The organism is Methylobacterium sp. E-012 (genome assembly GCF_057836545.1).
Genome location: NZ_JBYQEY010000001.1, coordinates 2,896,692 through 2,916,430 on the forward strand (window position 1 = coordinate 2,896,692; position 19,739 = coordinate 2,916,430).

Genomic DNA, 19,739 nt, shown 5'->3' on the forward strand with positions numbered 1-19,739 from the left:
ACGAACGAGCGATGGCGACATCCCCTTTGGACACCCGCGTACCCGACGCGCGCGCCGAGACCGGCCTGCCGCGTGAGAGACTCGTCGTCGTCGGCAACGGCATGGCCTCGCTGCGCTTCCTCGAGCGCCTGACCGAGGATTGCCGCGACCGTTTCGACGTCACCTGCGTCGGCGCCGAACCGCAGGCCGCCTACAACCGGGTCCTGCTCTCCTCGCTGCTCGGCGGCGAAGTCGATGAGGCAGCCTGCGAATTCCGCGGCCTCGACTGGTACGCGGCCCACGGCATCCGCCTGATCACCGGCGCGCCGGTCACGCAGATCGACCGGGAGAACGCCCTGGTCATGGTCGGCGAGACCCATGTCCTTCCCTTCGACAAACTGGTCCTGGCGGTCGGGTCGCTCCCGATCCGCCTGCCGAAACCCGGGATGGACCTCCCGGGGGTGATCACCTTCCGCGACCTCGCCGACGTGGCGGCGATCCGCCGGGCAGCCGTCCAGCATGCCCGGGCGATCGTCATCGGCGGGGGCCTGCTCGGCCTCGAGGCCGCGGTCGGGCTCGCGCGCCTGGGCGTCGACACGACCCTGCTCCACGTCATGGACCGGCTGATGGAGCGCCAGCTCGATCACCACGCCGCCGGGCTGGTCAAACGTGCCATGGAGGCCCGGGGCGTCCGGGTGATCCTGCAGGCCGACACCGACCGGATCGAAGGCGATGGCCGGGTCGAACGCCTCGTCCTGAAGGACGGGACCGTTCTCCCGGCCGAGCTCGTGGTGATGTCGGTGGGCGTGCGGCCGTCCGTGGGGCTGGCGCAGGCGGCGGGTTTGGAGATCGGCCGCGGCATCAAGGTCGACGACCGGTTGACCACCTCGGACCCGCGCATCTTCGCCCTGGGCGAGTGCGCCGAGCACCGCGGGCTCGTCTACGGGCTGGTCGAGCCCGCCTACGAGCATGCCGAAACGCTCGCCCGCCACCTCGCCGGCCAGCCGGCCGAGTACCGGGGCACCGCGCTCTCCACCAGCCTCAAGGTCTCGGGCCTTCCGGTCTTCTCCGCCGGGACCGTCGACACCCCGGACGATGCCGAGGCGATCGTGCTGTCCGATCCCGGCGCCGGCCTCTACCGCAAGCTGCTGCTGCGGGACGGAAAACTGATCGGTGCCGTCTTCGTGGGCGACATCGCCGAACAGGGCGCCTGCAAGGGCCTGATCCGCTCCGGCGACCCCATCGAGAACGTCGACGATCTGATGTTCGGGCGCCCCGCGTCCGAGCCGCTGGCCGCTTAGAGGAGGCGCGGATGTCCGAGACCCCGACACAGACCGAAGCGAGCGCCTTCGACGCGGAGCAGAAGCGCTACCTCGAAGGCTTCGCGTCCGGCATCGCCGCAATCCGCATGACCGGCGGCCTGGCCGGCGGCGCCGGGGCGGCCGCGCCGCCCGCCGAGCCCACCGGCCCGGACGCGATCCACATCAAGGCGCAGGACAAGACCGTCAAGGACGGCGGCAAGCTCTGCGAGCAGGAGAAGTGGAAGCGCGCGGAGAGTCCCTTCGAGGGTCACAACCGCCTGATCCAGGAGGCCGCCGCCGGCAAGCAGCCGAAGCTCGAGGACAACTTCCGCTGGCGCTACCACGGCCTGTTCTGGGTCGCGCCAAACCAGGTCTCGTATATGTGCCGGCTGCGGATCCCGAACGGGATCCTGCACCATTGGCAATTCGCCGGCGTCGCCGACCTCGCTGACCAGCATGGCGGCGGCTATGTCCACGTGACGACGCGGGCCAACCTTCAGGTGCGCGAGATCGGCCCGGAACACGCCCAGCCGTTCCTCGACGGGCTCACCGATATCGGCCTGACCGCCCGGGGCTCGGGCGCCGACAACATCCGCAACGTCACCGGCTCGTCCACGGCCGGGATCGACGCGCAGGAACTGCTGGACACGCGCCCGCTCGCCAAGTCCTGGCACAATTGGATCCTCAACGACCGCTCGCTCTACGGCCTGCCGCGCAAGTTCAACGTCGCCTTCGACGGCAGCGGCGTGATGCCGACGCTGGAGGAGACCAACGATATCGGCTTCCAGGCGGTGGAGGTGCTGGAGGGCGCCGCGGTCGCGCCGGGCATTTACATGCGCCTCGTCCTCGGGGGCATCTCGGGTCACCGGGACCTCGCCCGCGACACCGGCATCGTGCTCAAGCCCGAGGCGTGCAACGCGGTCGCGGACGCGATCATCCGGGTGTTCATCGAGAACGGCGACCGGACCAACCGCAACAAGAGCCGGATGAAGTACGTCCTCGACGCCTGGGGTTTCGACACGTACCTCGCCGCCGTCGAGGAGAAGCTCGGCCGCAAATTCGACCGGGTCGCGCCGGAGCACGTGGCGCCGCGCAAGCCGACCGACCGCTACGCCCATGTCGGCGTCCACGCGCAGAAGCAGCCGGGCCTCAACTGGATCGGCGTGGTCCTGCCGGTCGGCAAGATGACCAGCGATCAGGTCCGGGCGCTGGCCGAGATCGCCTGCGACTGCGGCGACGGCCAGATCCGCCTCACCGTCTGGCAGAACTTCATCTTCTCCGGCGTGCCGGACGCGAGGGTCGCCGAGGTCGAGGCCCGGGTCGAGGCGCTGGGGCTCTCCACCAGGGCGGCGGGCATCCGCTCCGGCCTCGTGGCCTGCACGGGCGCCCGGGGCTGCAAGTTCGCAGCCTCGGACACGAAGGGCCACGCCCTGGTCATTGCCGACCATGTCGAGGCGGCCGTCCCGGACCTCGACGTGCCGGTGAACGTCCACCTCACCGGCTGCCATCACAGCTGCGCGCAGCACTACATCGGCGATATCGGGCTGATCGGCGCCAAGGTCGTCGTCTCGGAAGAGGGCGATACCGTCGAGGGCTACGACATCGTGGTCGGCGGCGGCTTCGCCGAGAACCCGAAGATCGGCACCGAGATCTGGAAGGCCGTGAAGGCCGAGGATTGCCCTTCCCGGGTCGAGGCGCTGCTGCGCGCCTATCTCGACCGCCGCCAGGGGCCCGAGGAGAGCTTCCAGGCCTTCACCGGCCGCACCGGTGCGGAGGCGCTCCGCGACGCCGCCGAGGACCAGCCCGCCCTGAAGGTCGCCGCATGAGCCAGCACGTCTCGCCGCCCCTCGTCCTGATCCCCGAGACCGCCCCGTTCAACGAGGACCAGCGCGCCTGGCTCTCGGGCTACTTCGCGGCGCTCCTCGGCCCGGCCGTCGCGGGTGCCACCGCGCTGGCGCCGGGTGAGGCCCCGCCCGGCGGCCCGCGGCTGGCCGACAACGACGACGCGCCCTGGCACGACCCCTCCGTCCCGATCGGCGACCGGATGGACATGGCCAAGGACCGGCCCGAGCCGCAGAAGCTCATGGCCGCCATGGCCCAGCAGGATTGCGGCCAGTGCGGCTACAACTGCGCCGACTATGCGAACGCGATCTTCCTCAAGAACGAGGCGCGCCTGAATCTTTGCCAGCCCGGCGGCAAGGAGACCCTGCGCATGCTCAAGAAGCTGGAGGAGGAATTCGGGGCCGCCTCCGGCGCACCCGCTGCCCCGAAGGCGGACGACGAGTCCCCGAAGGCCGCCGCCGATCTCGGGCCGCTCGGCTATTGCCGCGAGAACCCGGTGGAGGCGCTGTTCCTGTCCCGCCGCCGCCTCAACGAGCCGGGCGGCGAGAAGGAGACTTGGCATATCGAGATCGGCCTCGACGACACGCCGATCCGGTACGAGGTCGGCGATTCCCTGGGCCTGTTCCCCGCCAACGCCCCGGCACTGGTGGACGCGGTGATCGCGGAACTGGGCGCCCGCCCGGAACGGATCATCGGCGCCAGGACCCTGCGGGAGCACCTGCTGATCAATTACGCCCTGGGCGCGGCACCCGACAATCTCTACCAGCTCCTGTCGCTCCTCACCTCGGGGGCGGCCCGCAAGAAAGCGCAGGCCTTGGCCTCCGGCGAGGATCCCGACGGCGACGCCGCCTATCTCGACGTGCTCGGCGCCCTGCACAAGTTCCCCGGCGCGCGGCCCGACGCGGAGGTCTTCCTCGAGGCGCTGGACGAGCTCCAGCCGCGCCTCTACTCGATCTCGTCCTCACCCAAGATGGATGTCGGCCGCGTGTCCCTGACGGTGGACGCGGTGCGCTACAACCACCGCTCACGGCTGCGGCTCGGGGTGGCCTCGACCCATCTCGGCGAGCGACTCCCCGAGCAGACCCGGGTCAAGGTCTACCTCCAGAAGGCCCACGGCTTCGGGCTGCCGGCCGACCTGTCGAAGGACGTGATCATGTGCGGCCCCGGCACCGGCATCGCGCCGTTCCGGGCGTTTTTGCGCGAGCGCGCCGCGACGCAGGCATCCGGCCGGAACTGGCTGTTCTACGGCCACCAGCGGCAGGCCTCGGACTTCTTCTACAAGGACGAGCTGACCAGGCTGAAGGACGACAAGGTGCTCACCCGCCTGTCGCTCGCCTGGTCCCGGGACGGCACGGAGAAGACCTACGTCCAGGACCGGATGCGCGAGAACGGCGCCGAGCTGTGGAAGTGGCTGGAGGGCGGCGCGCATTTCTACGTCTGCGGCGATGCCAAGCGCATGGCCAAGGACGTGGAGCGGGCGATCATCGACGTGGCGGCCAGCCACGGCGGCAAGAACCCCGAGGATGCGGTGGCATATTTCGCCGCACTGAAGAAGGCCGGGCGCTACCAGGCCGACGTGTACTGATCAGCCAAAACCCTCCCCCCTCTGTGGGGGAGGGTGCCCGGCGGATGCGGGGCGGGAGAGGGGCAGCGCGACGGTTCAGGATCTGGCTTCCGACGCGACCCCTCCGGATCCGGCGCTCCCCTCTCCCGACCCTCGCCGACGCGGGGGCCACCCTCCCCCGCAGAGGGGGGAGGAAGCACGCGGCCCGCCTCTTGCGGGCGCCGTCGGACACGAGACTTTCGAGGACCCAGCCATGCTTCAGCCCGTGGCAGACCCGGCAGTGCGGACCACCTGCCCCTATTGCGGGGTCGGATGCGGCGTGCTCGCGACACCGGACGGGCAGGGGGGCGCCGCCATCGCGGGCGATGCCGAGCACCCGGCCAATTACGGCCGCCTGTGCTCCAAGGGCTCGGCGCTGAGCGAGACCCTGTCGCTGGAGAACCGCCTGCTCCACCCACAGGTCGACGGGACGCGGGTCTCATGGGACGCGGCCCTCGACACCGTGGTGGGAAAGCTCCGCGCGGTCGCCGATGAGCACGGGCCGGACGCGATCGCCTTCTACCTCTCGGGGCAATTGCTCACCGAGGATTACTACGTCGCCAACAAGCTCGCGAAGGGCTTCATCGGCACGCCGCACGTGGACACCAATTCGCGGCTGTGCATGTCGAGCGCGGTCGCGGCCCACCGCCGGGCCTTCGGCTCCGACACCGTGCCGGGCTGCTACGAGGATCTCGACGAGGCCGACCTGATCGTGCTGGTCGGCTCCAACACCGCCTGGTGCCATCCGGTGCTGTTCCGGCGCATGGCCGACGCGAAGGCAAGGCGGGGCACCAAGTTCGTGGTGATCGACCCCCGCCGGACCCAGACCGCGCAGGAATCCGACCTGTTCCTCGGGATCCGGCCGGGCACCGACGTGGCCCTGTTCTCGGGGCTCCTCGTCTACCTGTCGGATAACGGGTTTCGCGATCGCGCCTTCGTGGAGTCCCACACGGCCGGGCTCGACGGCGCCCTGGAGCGCGCCCGCCTGATCGCACCGGACGCCGCGGCCGTCGCCGCCGCGACGGGGGTGCCGGAGGCCGACATCGCGGCGTTCTACGCCCTGTTTTCCGGCACCCGCCGGGTGGTCACGGCCTTCTCGCAGGGGGTGAACCAGTCGGCACAGGGGACCGACAAGGGCAACAGCATCATCAACTGCCACCTGATCACCGGCCGCATCGGCGAGACCGGGATGGGGCCGTTCTCGCTGACCGGCCAGCCCAACGCCATGGGCGGGCGCGAGGTCGGCGGGCTGGCCAACATGCTGGCCGCGCACATGCACTTCGCCCCCGAGGAGGTCGACCGGGTGCGCCGCTTCTGGGGCGCACCCCGGATCATCACCGGCGAGGGCATGAAGGCGGTCGCCCTGTTCGAGGCGGTCGCCAAGGGCAAGATCAAGGCCCTCTGGGTGATGGGCACCAACCCGCTGGTCTCGATGCCGCGGGCCGACCTGATCCGGGATGCGCTCGGCGGTCTCGACCTCTACGTGGTCTCCGAGGCGGTGGCGGATTCCGACACGGCCCGCGGCCTCGGCAAGACGACAGTGCTGCTGCCCGCGCAGGGCTGGGGCGAGAAGGACGGCACCGTCACCAATTCCGAGCGGCGGATCTCCCGCCAGCGCCGCTTCCTCGACAGCCCCGGCGAGGCCCGCCCCGACTGGGCGGTACTCGCGGAGGTCGGCCGCCGGCTCGGCCACGGCCGGGCCTTCGCGTTCGACTCCGCCGCCGCGATCTTCCGCGAGCATGCCGGGCTCTCGGCCTACGAGAACAACGGCACGCGCGACTTCGACCTGGGCGCGCTCGCCGACCTCAGCGACGCCGCCTACGACGTGAACCTGCCGGTGCAGTGGCCGATCCCGAAGCGCTCCGGGCCGCGCGGCGCCCCGCAGGGCAAGGCCCGGCTGTTCGGCGACGGGCGCTTCTACACCTTCGACCAGCGCGCCCGCTTCGTGGCGGTGCAGCCGCCCGGGCTCGCCCTGGCGGTCTCTGAGGCGTTCCCGTTCGTGCTCAACACCGGCCGGGTGCGCGACCACTGGCACACCATGACCCGCACCGGGAAGAGCCAGCGCCTGTCCGCACACCGCGCGGTCCCGTTCGTCGAGGTCCACCCGGACGACGCGGCGGCCCATGGCCTCGCCGACGGCGGCATCGCGCGGCTGACCACCGCGCACGGCGAGGCGGAGCTGGAGGTGACGGTCACCGACACGGTGGTGCCGGGCAACGTGTTCATGCCGATGCACTGGGGCGGCGCCTTCGCGTCGCGGGCCCGGGTCGGCGCCCTGGTGCGCGGCATGCCCGATCCGGTGTCCGGCCAGCCCGAGCTGAAGGCGACGCCGGCCGCCGTGGCGCCGGTGGCCTACCGGGCCCGCGGCTTCCTGATGACCCGCCGGCAGGTGGATCTGCCCGAGGGCTGGTGGTGGGCGCGGGCGGCGATCACCGGCGGCTGGGGCGTGCAGTTCGCCACGCAGGACAGCTCCCGGGCCATGGCGCTGATGGTGCGCGGCCTGATCCAGAGCGAGGCCCTGGCGGGCTGCGAACTGGCGGAATATGCCGATCACGCCCGGGACCGGTACCGCTGCGCGGTCTATGACGGCGCGCGCCTCGTCGCCTGCCTCGCCTACGCGCCCGCGGCGGAGCGGCCGGACTGGGAGGCGGCCAAGGCCCTGTTCGCCGCCGAGGAACCCGAGAGCGCCGAGCGCCGGGCGCTGCTCTCGGGCCGGGCCGCGACCGCCTCGGCGGGGCCCGTGGTCTGCGCCTGTCACGGGGTCGGCGCCGACGTGATCACTGCGACGATCGCCGCGGGAGCCGGATCCGTGGAGACGGTGGGCGCCGCCTGCAAGGCCGGCACGAATTGCGGCTCCTGCATACCGGAGATCCGCAAGATGCTCGCCGGGCAAACCGCCCGCGCTGCGTGATTGTTTGGTATATTCGCCGGTGAGGACCGATCGGCCCGTCCCGCCAGCCCCTCCTCTCGGGGTGCGGACGCGAAGCGGCGCCCCAGGACGAGGGTGTCCGGCGGGATGACCGGCACGAGGCAGACTTCAGGACAGAGCCGTGACCGATACCCCCCTGCGCGCCGCCCGCGCGCCCCGCGAGACCAAGGCCGCCGGCCTGGAGCCGCTGGCGGTGCTGCCCGTCTTCGTGCCCCTGCGCGGCAAGCGCGTGGTCCTGGCCGGCTCCTCCGGCGGGGCACCCTGGAAGGTGAAGGTGCTGGCCGCGGCCGGCGCCCATGTCGACGTCTACGCCCCCGAGCCCGGCGAGGAGCTGCGCGCGGTCCCGGGCGAGATCGTCGATGGGCAGGTGGTGCTGCACGAGCGCGCCTGGACCCCCGACGACCTCTGGGGCGCGGCCTTCTGCATCGGCGCCCTGGAGGACGAGGCCGAGTGCGTCGCCTTCGTGGTGGCTGCCCGCGGGGCCGGGGCCATCGTCAACGCGGTCGACCGGCCGCATCTCTGCGACGTGAAGTTCGGCGCCATCGTCAACCGCTCGCCGCTGGTGGTGGGCATCTCCACGGAGGGCGCCGCCCCGGTCTTCGGCCAGACCGTGCGGGCCCGGATCGAGGCGATGCTGCCCCGGGGCTTCGCCCGCTGGGTCGCGGCCGCCCGGGACTGGCGCGACGGCGTCACGGCGCGCTTCCACGGGTTCGCCGAACGGCGCGTCTTCTGGGAGCGCTTCACCGAGCGCGCCTTCGCGGAGCCCGACCGGGCACCCTCGGAGCAGGACCTCGCCGAGCTGCTCGGGGAGACCGAGGCCGCACCGAAGGGCGGTGCGGTGACGCTGGTTGGGGCCGGCCCCGGGGACGCGGAACTCCTGACCCTCAAGGCGCTCCGGGCGCTCCGCAACGCCGACGTGATCCTGTACGACGACCTCGTCGCCCCCGAGATCCTGGACTACGCCCGCCGCGAGGCGCGGACGATGCTGGTCGGCAAGACCGGCCACGGCCCGTCCTGCCGCCAGGACGACATCAACGCGCTGATGGTGCAGCTCGCCCGCACGGGCAAGCAGGTGGTGCGGCTCAAATCCGGCGATCCGCTGGTCTTCGGCCGGGCCGGCGAGGAGATCGAGGCCTGCCGGGCCGCCGGCATCCCGGTCACCGTGGTGCCGGGGGTCTCGGCGGCGCAGGGGGCGGCGGCCTCCCTCGGCCTGTCCTTGACCCATCGCGACGCCGCGCGCCGGCTCCAGTTCGTCACCGGCCATGACCGCCGCGGCGACCTCCCGGACGACTTGAACTGGGGGGCGCTGGCCGATCCGAGCGTCACGACCGTGGTCTACATGCCCAAGCGCACCCTGCGGGCGCTGCTCGCCCGGGCGGTGGCGGAGGGGCTGGCCCCCTCGACCCCGGCGCTCCTGGTCTTCAACGCCACCCGCCCGAACCAGCAGGCCCTGCGCGGCACCGCCGCCGACCTCGCCGACCGCGTCGAGGCCGCGGGCCTCGACGGGCCGGCGCTGCTGATGGTCGGCGAGGCGTTCTCGGAGATGCGGGGCGCCGCGCAGGTCGAGACCGCGCCGGAGCGGGTGGCGATCTGAAGTGGTTTGAAGCCTTCGCGCACCGCGCCAGATTCCGGCCCTGAAACCGGTATCGAATGTGCCCGACGCAGCACCCGGCGGGGCGTGAGACGCAGACCGTCCTGGCGAACGCGGCTGTCAGCGTATCGGACCTGAAGAGGAGCCCCGCCGCCGTGGTGAGCGAGGCGCAGGGTGAAACGGTCGCGATCCTCAACCACAATCGGGTGATGGCCCACATGGTCGCGCCCGCCGCCAACGAAGCGATGATGGATCTGATCGCCGATGCCGCGCTTTCGGCGTTGAGCGGGTCTCCCGTGTCAGCGACGCGGCGATCACCGAGATCGCGTTCGGCAAGCGCCGCCGGGAAGCGGTGTACCGGATGGTCCGGACGCGATGAGTGTCGCGACTCGCATCAACAGGTTCGAGGAGGCTAAAGTCACGATGGGCAGGCGGGCCCGCGACGATGTGTTTCGTCAGCCGGTTCTGTGAAGCCGCCGGGCCTGTACCAGAACAGGGGCGGGGGCCTGGACCCTCGCGACAGAACCCTGAAGCGATCCGGGAGGCGCGCGATGAGAAAACAGTTTTGGCTCGGTGCTGCGGCCCTGCTCGCGGCGGCCGGTCCGGCCCTGGCGGCGGACCAGGACGCGGGCGGGATGGTGGTGAAGCCCGACGCGGCGTCGGTCCGCTACGAGCCGGGGCCGCCGAACCTGCCCAAGGGCACGCAGATCAGCCGCGTCGCCGGGGATCCCGCCCAGCCCGGGCCGTTCGTGCTGCGGCTGAAGTTCCCGGCCCACACGGTGATCGCGCCGCACACGCATGCGAAGCCCGAGACGCTGACGATCCTGTCGGGGTCGATCTACCACGCGCACGGGCGCACCCTGGACAGGACGAAGGGCGCGGCGCTGACGGCGGGTGGCTTCGTCTACCTGCCGGAGGACATGCCGCATTCCCTCTGGACCACCGACGAGCCGGTGGAGCTGCAGGTCAACGGCTCCGGCCCGTTCGGGCTGAACTACATCGACCCCGCCGACGATCCAAGCCGGAGCAGCGGCGGTCCGGGCTGACCCGGCCGCGGAACGATCAGGTCTCGCCGGCCACGAAGGCCCGCATCAGGTAGTGGGCGATCGCCATGGGCGGCGGGGCCTGGATCCCCTCGGGATGGCTCCCCGCCAGCATCGCGGCGACGGCGGCGCGGTCGAACCATCGCGCATCCTCCAGCTCCTTCGGATCGGTCACGATGGCCTCGTCGAGGGCCTCCGCGGCGCAGCCCAGCATCAGCGAGGACGGGAACGGCCAGGGCTGCGAGGTCCGGTAGGTGACGGCGCCGACGCGGATGTGCGTCTCCTCGAACACCTCGCGGCGCACCGCGTCCTCGATCGTCTCGCCGGGCTCCAGGAAGCCCGCGAGGCAGGAATACATCTGCGGTCGGAAGTGCGGGCCGCGGCCGAGCAGGCAGGCATCGCCCCGGCGCACCAGCATGATCACCACGGGATCGACCCGGGGGAAGTGGTGCGCGGCACAGGTGGGGCATTCCCGACGGAAGCCACCGGCCCGCACCACGGTCGCGGTGCCGCAATTGGCGCAGAAGCCGTGGCGGGCGTGCCAGTCGAGCATCGACTTGGCCACCGCCAGGAGGCCCAGCTCCTCCGCCTCCACGGCCGATTCCGTGGCGATGCTGCGCAGGTCGAGGGTCCGGACCTCGTCGCCCGCGAAGCGCTCCGCGACCTCGGCCGGAGCGGCGGCCGCGAAGACCGGCCGCCCGTCCCGATGGCCGAGGAAGACCCGCAGGCCGTCGGCAAGGTCGGCGGCGTCGCCGGGGGCGATCAGCGCGGTGGCGCCACGCAGGACGATCCTGTCGCCGCACAGGAGGACGAGGTGGGCATCGGGCGCATCGAAGGCGGGCACGGCCTCCTCGGGCTGCTCGGCCGAATGGCGGTCGAGGCGGTTCCGGACGAAGCCCAGGGTGTCGCGGGGATCGGTCATGCGAGGGATCAGGCTGCGGAGAACAGGGCGCCGGCGCGCTCGATGAGCTGGGCACGGGCGTGGAGCGGGTAGGGCGTGCGGGTCCCGACGCCCCAGACCGGACCGGGCCAGGCCGGATCCGAGCGGAAGCGGCCGACCACGTGGACATGGAGCTGGGCCACGACGTTGCCGAGGGCGGCGACGTTGACCTTGTCGGGCTTGGCCAGCCCCTGCATCACCCCGGTGGCGAGGCGGATCTCGTGCCACAGCGCCTCCGAGTCCGGACCGGACAGGTCGGTGATCTCGGTCACGTCGGCGCGGCGCGGCACCAGGATCAGCCAGGGGAACCGGGCATCGTCCATCAGCAGCACGCGGCACAGGGCGAGGTCGCCCATCTCGACGGTGTCGGCGGCCAGTCGCGGATCGAGGGTGAAGGCGGAATCGGTCATGATCGACCGATGTAGCGCAGCTTCGCGCCGGGCGCGCGGTCCGGCGGCGGGAACGGTGACGCATCCGCCCAGCCCATCCGCCGGGGCGGCCGGTCGGCCCGTCAGAGGCCCGGCACGGCGCCCTGCCGGCCCACCGCGATCGTCCCCGCATCGAGGGCCCCGTCCGCATCCGACCGGGCGAAGACCGTGACGGCCGCGCCCGGCTCGAGCAGGGCCTTCTCGCCGGGGGAGAATTGCGTCACCGGCGTGTCCCCGGGGATCTCGAAGGCCGACTGGCCGCCGCCATAGGCGAGCGCCAGCCGCAGGGTCGCGCCGCGCCGCAGATCGGCCACCCAGCCGGCCGTCAGCGTCGCGCCGGGGGCGGTGTCCCAGGGCTGGCTCCCCGCCTCGAAGCCGCGTTCGGAGGGCGAGTACAGCGTCACCGCCGTGACCCGCCGGGGCTCCGATCCCGCGGCACCGACCACGCTGACGTAGCTTTCAGGCTTGATCGCCCGCAGGTCGGTCTGGTTCACCGCATAGACGCGGGTCCGCGGATCCATCCGCAGGGTGAGGGTGCTCCCGGTGGAGCGGCGGATCTCCAGGCGGTCGGCCTCCGCCCGGAGGACCGTGCCGCGGAACCGCATGCCGATCGGCTCCGCCCGGACGGCGGGGGCGCTGGCGGTCATGACCAGGAGGGCGGTGAGGAGGCGTTTCACGGGGCTCGTCACGGGGATCCTTCTTGATGGTTCGGTCCGGATGCGGGGGCCGAACGCCAAGCCAAACACCGACGTTCCGCGCAGATGCCGCCGGACGCTCAGTGCGCCATCAGCACCGGCATGTCGGCATGCGCCAGCACGTGGCTGGTGACGCCGCCGAAGATCATCTGGCGCAGGCGGCTCTGGGTGTAGGCGCCTTTGATCAGCAGGTCGCAACCAAAGGCCTGGGCTTCGGCCAGGAACGTCTCGCCGGGGGCGCGCCGCCCTGCCGGCAGGGCGCGGTGCGCGGCGTCCACACCCTCGCAGGCGAGGGCCTGGGCGAGGTCCTGGGCGGTGGGCCCGGGCACCATGCCGCCTTCGACGCTGAGGACCAGCACGCGCTCGGCCTTGCGCAGGAACGGCATCGCGAAGGCCAAGGCCCGGGCGGTCTCGGTGGAGCCGTTCCAGGCGACCAGGATCGCCGTGCCGAGGCTCGCGGGCGGGGCCGGCGGGGCGAGGAGGATCGGGCGGCCGCTCTCGAACAGGGCGGTCTCGAAGGTGGTCATCCGGGGCGCGTTGTCGGTGGTACCGGGGCGGCCGACCACCGTCGCCGAGAACAGCCGCGCATACTGGCCCAGGAAGGCGTCGCCGGTCGGCACGTCCTGCCGCCACCGGTAGCGCGGTCCGGCATCCGGCACCCGTTCCGGTATGCACAACCCGTCGCGGGCATGACGGGGAATCCCGGCCGCATCCATGAAGGCGACGAAGCGCCCGCCCGCCTCCTCGGCCTCGGCCCGGTCGGCCTCCTCGTCGCGCAGCCAGGTCATGCCGCCGACCATGTCGACCGGCACGTACTCGGCCAGGGCCGGGCGCAGGGACACGCCCTCGATCAGGCTGCCGAAGCGCGTCGCCGCGAGCCGCGTCGTCTCGAACACGGAGGGCAGGGCGTCGTGCATCGCGACGGGAACGAGCAGGGTCTTCATGGCAATGTCCTCCTCGGGGGCGAGGCTAGCGCATCGGCCCGGATACCGGAACCGGCACGATGCGTAGCTTTCTGATCCGCATCGGCTTTTCCGAAAGCCGGCGGCCGCCGTTCGGGACGATGCCCTAATCCCGGCGGCCCCCGCGGGGAACCGGGACCGGCGCGGCGCGCACACGGTTTCGCGCGTCGCCGGGATCGAGCCAGCCCCGGAGACGGCGGGTCAGCGGCCTCTCGATGAACCGGTGGACCAGGATGGCGGCCGCGACGCCCGCCGCGAGCATCAGGAGCATGGCGCCGATCGGGTGCAGGGCGGGCGCGACGCCGAGCCGGAGCAGACCCTCGCGCACGAGGCGCAGCGCGAAGGGATGCACGAGGTAGAGGGCGTAGGACGCGTCCCCGAGATGCACGAGGGCACGCATCGGGCCCGGCAGCCGCGCCACCTGCGCGGCGTCGCGCTCAGGCCCGAGGGCGGCCGCCACGAGCAGGGCCGCCGGCACCCCGACGAGGAGCGGGCGCAGGACGCCGTCGGCCTCGCCGAGGCCGGCGAGCAGGCGGGCCGCCAGGATCAGGCCGAGGAGTCCGAGCACCGCCAGGGCGATTCGGGCCGACGGCGCTGGCCGGACACCCGCCCGATAGGCGAGGGCGAGGCCGGCGCCGGCGGCGAATTCGAGCACGATCGGGTTCGCCCAGAACCGCAGGGGCAGGGGCAGGTCCGGCAGGACGGCCCCGGCGGCCACGAGGAGCGCCAGGACGGCGACGAGCCACGCCACGGCGCCCCGCCGGCCGAGGCCGGCGGCGAAAAGAACGTAGAAGAAGGCCTCGTAGTTCAGGGTCCAGCCCAGCCCGTAGAGCGGCTGGACGATGCCGTCAGGCCGGGCGGCCGGCCAGAACAGGAAGCCGGCCAGGAGCGCGGCGGGCTCGCGGACCAGGGCGGCGGCCTCGCCGAGGAGATCGGGTCGCGCCAGGGCGAGGCCGAGGTAGAGGAGGCTCACCAGCCAGTAGAGCGGCACGACCCGGGCGATCCGGTGGGCGAGGAAGCGGCCCCGGGCCCCGGGCACCCGGAACAGGCGCCCGCTCGCCAGGACGATGACGCAGCCGGAAATGACGAAGAACAGGTCAACGCCGCCCCACCAGGGCAGGAGCGTGCCGGGATCGAGGGCTCGGCCGGCGCCGCGCTCGGCCAGCAATCCCGCCTCGTGCCGGGCATGGTGCCAGACCACCATCAGGGCGGCGAGGGCGCGCAGGATTTGGATCGGGACGAGGATCATCGGGCGCTCGGCTGCAGGTCGAACTGCGAGCGGTGTCGCGCCGCCGGCGAGCCGCGACCGGGCCACGGCGTCGTCCCACCCCCCGGGGTCGCGCGGCGCAAGATTCTCATCCGGGGCGACGGTCCGAAGCGAAAACGACAGGAACCATAGGCCGATGGCGCCGTTGACGCACCAATTCGCGAACGTTTGGCGAGAGGTTTCTCGATCTCCGCATGTGGCATCCCATGCCAGTTCGCGCGTCCATTCCGAAACGAGGTTCCTGATGCTGAAGAATTACGCTGCCGCCTCCGCGCTGGTCCTGGCCCTGTCGAGCCCGGCTCTGGCGCAGAGCGCCAATGACTTCCGCGTGCAGTCGATGCAGGCGAACGCCTACGAGGTTCAGTCCTCGCAGATCGCCCTGTCGAAGTCGCGCAACCCGCGGGTCCGGTCCTACGCCCAGGAGGTGATCCGCGATCACCGCGCTGCCAATGTGGCGCTCGCCGGTGGTCAGTCCGGCGCCATGGCGGCCGGCGATCCGGGCCTCGGCGGCCTGATCACGGCCCCGATCGCGGTGGCGGGCAGCGCCGTCGGCGCGGGCGTGGGCGCGGCAACCGGCGTGGTCGGCGGTACCCTCTCCGGCGGTCCGGTCGGCGGCCTCCAGGGCGCGGGTGCCGGTGCGGCGAACGGGGCTGTGGCGGGCGGTCAGCTCGGCCGCGGCGAGATGATGGCGACCGGCGCCTCCACGATCGTGCCGCCGAATCCTGAGCAGCAGGCGATGCTGTCCGAGCTGTCGGCGACCCCGGCCGGCCCGCGCTTCGACCGGCTGTACGCGACCCAGCAGATCCAGGCCCATCAGATGACCATCGCGATGACCCAGGCCTACGCCCAGGGCGGCCCGAACCCGGCCCTGCGCAACTACGCCCAGCAGGCCCTGCCGGCGCTGCAGATGCACTACGATCAGGCCCAGCGCCTGCCGGGCGCGATGTAAGTCATAGCGCTTCAACGTAGGACCGGCTCCGGCCGGTCCCCAAGAATGGGCGGCCGGCGCGAGCGGGCCGCCCTTTTTCGTGCGGCCGGCCCACGGCGAGGCCGGCTTCGAGGGAGGCCTCTCGACACCGCATCTCGGGCCACGTGCCTTAAACCTGTGTTGCCAGTAACTCTTGCGGGGAAGCGTTGGCGGCGGGGGTCGTGCAGGATGGAGCAGTGCGGTGCCTTCTCAACCACCCCCACCCCTGACCCCTCCCCGCAAGGGGGAGGGGAAAAGCGCTCTTTTTCCAGGGTGGTGGTGTCAGACTGAGCCGTGTGGATCCGGTAGCTTGCTTGCGGGGAGAGGAGATACCCGCACCCGCGCGGGAACCGAAGCGAGGGCCGCCGGGCAAGAGCCAAGACCTCGATCCGTGATTCCGCGCGCGGCGCCTCTCAATCGCACGCGATGGCGGCGACCGATCGGACCGGAAGGCCGGTCCGGTCGATCGGCGAGACGAACTGCCCCGTCTGCGCGTCGCGCACGAGCAGGGATCCGCTGGCCACGCCGAAATGCGCCCCGTGCAGTTCGAGGCGACCATCGTCGACCCGCTCCTTCACGAACGGGAAGGTCATCAGGTTCTCGAGCCCCTGCGCGACGACGGCGTATTCCAGGCGGGTGAGATAGTCGGGCATCCCGGGATCGCCGGCCTTCGCCTCGGCCTGCCCCACGAGGGAGACCCACTTGCCGATGAAATCGCCGGGGGAGAGCGGCTTGGCCCTGTTGGCATAGGCCTTCACGCCGCCGCAGGTGGCGTGGCCGAGCACGACGATGTGCTTCACCTCCAGGGCCTGGACGGCGAATTCGAGTGCCGCCGAGGTGCCGTGGTAATGCTCGTCCGGCATGTAAGGCGGCACGAGGTTGGCGACGTTGCGGATCGTGAACAGCTCGCCCGGCCCGGCATCGAAGATCGCGCTGGGGGAGACCCGGCTGTCGCAGCAGCTGATGACCAGGATCTCCGGCTTCTGCGAATCGGCCAGCTGCGCGAAGCGGCGGCGCTCGGAGGGAAACCGCTCCTGCAGGAACGACCGGTAGCCCTCTGTCAGGTATATGGGAAACATCGCATCACCTCCGGTTGAACCATTCGCCTCGGCGCGGCCGAGTTCAGGGTTGTCGCCATGCCAGAACGCGGGGCGCGGCGGGCATAATCCCGCGGGCGAGATCGGCCGCCAGATCGGCGAGGCCCGCCGGCTCGACCCGTTCGCCGCTCGCCCGCAGCTCCGCGATCGGCCACCAGCGGGTGCCGAGCACCGGGTTGTCCTCGGTCTCGGCCAGCCGGCCGGTATCGACCCGATCGTCGGGCAGGCGGACGAGGAAATAGCGTTCGCGGGCGTCCCGGGGCTGGCGAAACAGGTGGAACGGGCCGTCGCAGGCGGCGACCTGCGGGCCGATCGCAGCGTCGCCGCGGCCGATCTCCTCCTCCAGCTCCCGGCGGCAGGCGGTGACGTGGTCCTCGCCGGGCTCCAGGCCACCGCCGGGCATGAACCAGAACCGGAGCGGCGCGCCGTCCGGTCCCTTGGCGTGGACCGAAGCGTAGGCGATCAGCAGGATCCGGTCCTCCGGATCGAGGACGATCGCCCGGGCCACGTGGCGAATCGGAAGGGGCGAGGATGCGCTCATGGGGAGACAGCTAGCGCGCCAGGGCGCGGATGGACACTCGCGTCGCGCGCGAAAGGCCGGCCCTACGGCGTCTCGGGCCCATCGCGCCGCTCGGCCGGCGCCCAGATCACCACCGGCAGGCCATACGCGTCGCGCTCCGGCGCCTCCGGGAGCGGCACGGCGCGGCCGGTGAGGATGTCGCGGGCCACGACCAGGGCCGCCAGGGCGTCGAGGTGATCGTCCTCCGGGACGCCCCGGGTCCGGAGGCCGATCAGGGCGCCGGGCAGGCCCGCGGCGGCGAGGAGCTTCCGCCGCAGGTCGAGCCCGTCCCGGGCGCGGGGTCCCTTCTTGGGCAGGCCGAGCGGCCGACCGCCGTTGAGGGCGTGGAAGGCCACCTCTGGGTGGACCTCGTGGACGCGGTCGCGCAGCTCCGGCCGGGCCCGCAGGAGCCCGTCGACCGCGCGGACGTAGCGGAAGATGTTGTAGCCCTGGATCGAGGGCGCGAAGGGCGGATCGCTCGAGGCCCGCGCGGCGGCCTTGGCGGCCTCGTAATCGGGCGCGTAGACGGCCGCCCGGGACGGCATCGGGAAGACCGAGGCGCGCCCCGGTCCCAGACGGGCGCGCGCGGCCCGGTCGGCGGAGCGGCCGCCGCCGAGGATCCGGTCGGGGAGGCCGATCGGGACGTCGATCCCGATCACGAGGGGGCGTTCCGGCCCATCGAGGAGGGCGGCCACGTCCGAGAACAGGGCGCAGCGGTACCGGGCGGGGTCGTCGAGATCGATCAGCGCCCCCGCCCAGGCCCCCCGGCAGCCGTCCAGCCCCGCCACCCACCGCGCCATCGCGATCCTCTCCCCGTGGAACCCGGCCCGCGCTGCGTCCTTGTCCGGGTCGGCGCGGACGGCTATCCGCAGCGCGTGCGCGTCGCCGCCGATCCGGGAATAGCGTGATGAGCGAGATCCGTCCCCGCCGCAGCGTCCTGGCGATGCCCGGCTCCAACGCCCGGGCGCTGGAAAAGGCGCGGACGCTCCCCGCCGACGTGATCCTGATCGATCTGGAGGACGGGACCGCACCGGACATCAAGGCGGCGGCCCGCATGCAGGTCGCCGCCGCTTTGGCCGCCCGGGGCTTCGGACAGCGCGAGGTCGTGGTCCGGATCAACCCGCCCGAGACCGACGACGGCGAGGCCGATCTCGTGGCCCTCGCGTCGACCGCCCCGGACGCAATCCTGGTGCCGAAGGTACGCAGTTCGGACACGCTGATCGCCGTGGGCTCGCGCCTGCGCCGGCTCGGGGCGCCGCAGGCGACCCGGGTCTGGGCGATGATCGAGACGCCGATGGCGGTGGTGAACGCCGCCGAGATCGCCGGCGCGGCCCGGGACGTCGACGGGCGGCTCGCGGCCCTGGTGATCGGCCCGAACGATCTGCTGAAGGCGGCCCGGATCCCGCCGCCGGGGCGCGCGGCCCTCGTCCCCTGGCTGATGACCGTGCTCGCCGCCGCCCGGGCCTACGAGATCGAGGCGATCGACGGCGTCTTCACCGACCTCCACGATGCGGCCGGCTTCGAAGCCGAGTGCGCCCAGGGGCGGGATCTCGGCTTCGACGGCAAGATGCTGATCCATCCGAACCAGATCGGCCCGGCCAACACCGCCTTCGGGCCGGGTGCCGACGCGATCGCGCAGGCGCGCCGGCTGATGGATGTCTTCGAAGCGCCGGAGAACCGCACCCGCGGTGTCGTCGCGGTGGATGGCAGGATGATCGAGCGCCTCCATGTCGAGGCGGCCCGGCGGACACTGGCCCTCGCCGACGCGATCGCGCGGCTCGGCGCGTGAGCGACCTGCCCCACGTGAACCTGCCCGAAATCGGCCTGCGCCTCCTCGACCCGCGGCTGCCGGGCTGGGGCTTTCCGTGCTGGGGATCCGCCGCCGCGGCGGGTCTCGACCTGCATGCCTGCCTGGACGCGCCCCTGGTCCTGGAGCCCCGGAGCCGGCCGGTGCTGATCCCGGCGGGGTTCTGCGTGCTGATCCGCGATCCGGCCTGGTGCGGGCTGGTGTTTCCGCGCTCCGGGCGCGGCCACCGCGAGGGGCTGGTCCTGGGCAACGGCACCGGCGTCATCGACGCGGATTACGAGGGGCCGCTCCTTATCTCCGCCTGGAACCGGGACCCGGCGGACCCGGTCCGGATCGAGCCGGGCGAGCGGATCGCCCAGCTCGTGTTCACGCGGATCGCCCGGCCGGTCCTCACCGTGCTGGCGGGCGACCCCGGCCCCGGCTCGGGGCGCGGATCGGACGGGTTCGGATCGAGCGGGCGCTGATCCACCGGCTGGGCTCGGGCGATCCATCGCCCGACCGGATCCGGCCCTCCCCGGTGCGCCGAGGCCGCTTCGTGTCGTCCCCGCCACCGCCAAGCGGCATCCGATGCGTCGGGCCGGCCCATCCGCCGGCCTCCGGGGTTGGGACCATGATCCCCCATCTCACAATGCGTCGCCCCGAGGGGCAGTGCCGGCCTTCGAGACATCCCGAGGCGTCACAACGATCGAGCGTCTGATCCCGCTTGCTGCTTTTTCGGATCGATGCGCC

Annotated in this window: 17 protein-coding genes; 9 read left to right on the forward strand and 8 right to left on the reverse strand. The window is 72.3% G+C overall.

The annotated features are described in order from the left end of the window. The first annotated feature begins 11 nt into the window (after positions 1-11). The 6 genes from AC3IF1_RS13995 to AC3IF1_RS14020 all read left to right on the forward strand — a co-directional run bounded on the left by AC3IF1_RS13995 (position 12) and on the right by AC3IF1_RS14020 (position 10,291). On the forward strand, positions 12-1,280 hold the full coding sequence (locus AC3IF1_RS13995; protein ID WP_489218100.1) for an NAD(P)/FAD-dependent oxidoreductase: 1,269 nt from the start codon (positions 12-14) through the stop codon (positions 1,278-1,280). A gap of 11 nt (positions 1,281-1,291) precedes the next feature. Further along, positions 1,292-3,106, forward strand: coding sequence for a NirA family protein (locus tag AC3IF1_RS14000; RefSeq protein WP_489218101.1), 1,815 nt, complete (start codon positions 1,292-1,294; stop codon positions 3,104-3,106). Continuing rightward, complete coding sequence (locus tag AC3IF1_RS14005) at positions 3,103-4,707, forward strand: sulfite reductase subunit alpha (RefSeq protein WP_489218103.1); 1,605 nt, start codon at positions 3,103-3,105, stop codon at positions 4,705-4,707. Before AC3IF1_RS14000 ends, AC3IF1_RS14005 begins: the two co-directional genes overlap by 4 nt. 232 nt (positions 4,708-4,939) lie before the next feature. Then, positions 4,940-7,636, forward strand: coding sequence for a nitrate reductase (locus AC3IF1_RS14010; RefSeq protein ID WP_489218104.1), 2,697 nt, complete (start codon positions 4,940-4,942; stop codon positions 7,634-7,636). 139 nt (positions 7,637-7,775) lie between these two features. Next, a complete protein-coding gene (gene cysG, locus AC3IF1_RS14015; protein WP_489218105.1) occupies positions 7,776-9,248 on the forward strand; it encodes a siroheme synthase CysG in 1,473 nt (490 codons plus the stop codon). 548 nt (positions 9,249-9,796) lie between these two features. Beyond that, on the forward strand, positions 9,797-10,291 hold the full coding sequence (locus AC3IF1_RS14020) for a cupin domain-containing protein (protein ID WP_489218106.1): 495 nt from the start codon (positions 9,797-9,799) through the stop codon (positions 10,289-10,291). 16 nt (positions 10,292-10,307) lie between these two features. Here the strand turns inward: AC3IF1_RS14020 and nudC are convergent, their stop codons facing one another. The 5 genes from nudC to AC3IF1_RS14045 all read right to left on the reverse strand — a co-directional run bounded on the left by nudC (position 10,308) and on the right by AC3IF1_RS14045 (position 14,562). After that, complete coding sequence (nudC, locus tag AC3IF1_RS14025) at positions 10,308-11,210, reverse strand: NAD(+) diphosphatase (RefSeq protein ID WP_489218107.1); 903 nt, start codon at positions 11,208-11,210, stop codon at positions 10,308-10,310. 8 nt (positions 11,211-11,218) lie between these two features. Next, the gene (locus AC3IF1_RS14030; protein ID WP_243968216.1) at positions 11,219-11,638 is read right to left on the reverse strand and encodes an HIT domain-containing protein; all 420 of its coding nucleotides are present in this window, start codon (positions 11,636-11,638) and stop codon (positions 11,219-11,221) included. Positions 11,639-11,739: 101 nt separating this feature from the next. After that, positions 11,740-12,345: a hypothetical protein gene (locus tag AC3IF1_RS14035; RefSeq protein WP_489218108.1), complete on the reverse strand. Its 606-nt coding sequence runs from the start codon at positions 12,343-12,345 to the stop codon at positions 11,740-11,742. 86 nt (positions 12,346-12,431) lie between these two features. After that, complete coding sequence (locus tag AC3IF1_RS14040; protein WP_243968214.1) at positions 12,432-13,295, reverse strand: universal stress protein; 864 nt, start codon at positions 13,293-13,295, stop codon at positions 12,432-12,434. A gap of 124 nt (positions 13,296-13,419) precedes the next feature. Continuing rightward, complete coding sequence (locus AC3IF1_RS14045; protein WP_489218109.1) at positions 13,420-14,562, reverse strand: acyltransferase family protein; 1,143 nt, start codon at positions 14,560-14,562, stop codon at positions 13,420-13,422. A gap of 262 nt (positions 14,563-14,824) precedes the next feature. Here AC3IF1_RS14045 and AC3IF1_RS14050 point away from each other — a divergent pair, with 262 nt between their 5' ends. Further along, positions 14,825-15,529, forward strand: coding sequence for a DUF4142 domain-containing protein (locus AC3IF1_RS14050; RefSeq protein ID WP_489218110.1), 705 nt, complete (start codon positions 14,825-14,827; stop codon positions 15,527-15,529). A 431-nt stretch (positions 15,530-15,960) separates the two neighbouring features. Here the strand turns inward: AC3IF1_RS14050 and AC3IF1_RS14055 are convergent, their stop codons facing one another. From AC3IF1_RS14055 to AC3IF1_RS14065, 3 genes are all read right to left on the reverse strand, one after another. Further along, complete coding sequence (locus AC3IF1_RS14055; RefSeq protein WP_243968209.1) at positions 15,961-16,626, reverse strand: carbonic anhydrase; 666 nt, start codon at positions 16,624-16,626, stop codon at positions 15,961-15,963. Between the two features lie 43 nt (positions 16,627-16,669). Continuing rightward, entirely contained in the window at positions 16,670-17,185 is a 516-nt protein-coding gene (locus AC3IF1_RS14060) for an NUDIX hydrolase (protein ID WP_489218112.1), read from the reverse strand. A 62-nt stretch (positions 17,186-17,247) separates the two neighbouring features. Beyond that, complete coding sequence (locus tag AC3IF1_RS14065; RefSeq protein WP_489218113.1) at positions 17,248-18,003, reverse strand: DUF429 domain-containing protein; 756 nt, start codon at positions 18,001-18,003, stop codon at positions 17,248-17,250. Positions 18,004-18,110: 107 nt separating this feature from the next. Between AC3IF1_RS14065 and AC3IF1_RS14070 the strand changes: the two genes are divergently transcribed. After that, the gene (locus AC3IF1_RS14070) at positions 18,111-18,992 is read left to right on the forward strand and encodes an HpcH/HpaI aldolase/citrate lyase family protein (RefSeq protein ID WP_489218114.1); all 882 of its coding nucleotides are present in this window, start codon (positions 18,111-18,113) and stop codon (positions 18,990-18,992) included. Then, a complete protein-coding gene (dut, locus tag AC3IF1_RS14075) occupies positions 18,989-19,474 on the forward strand; it encodes a dUTP diphosphatase (RefSeq protein ID WP_243968205.1) in 486 nt (161 codons plus the stop codon). Before AC3IF1_RS14070 ends, dut begins: the two co-directional genes overlap by 4 nt. Positions 19,475-19,739: the final 265 nt, after the last annotated feature.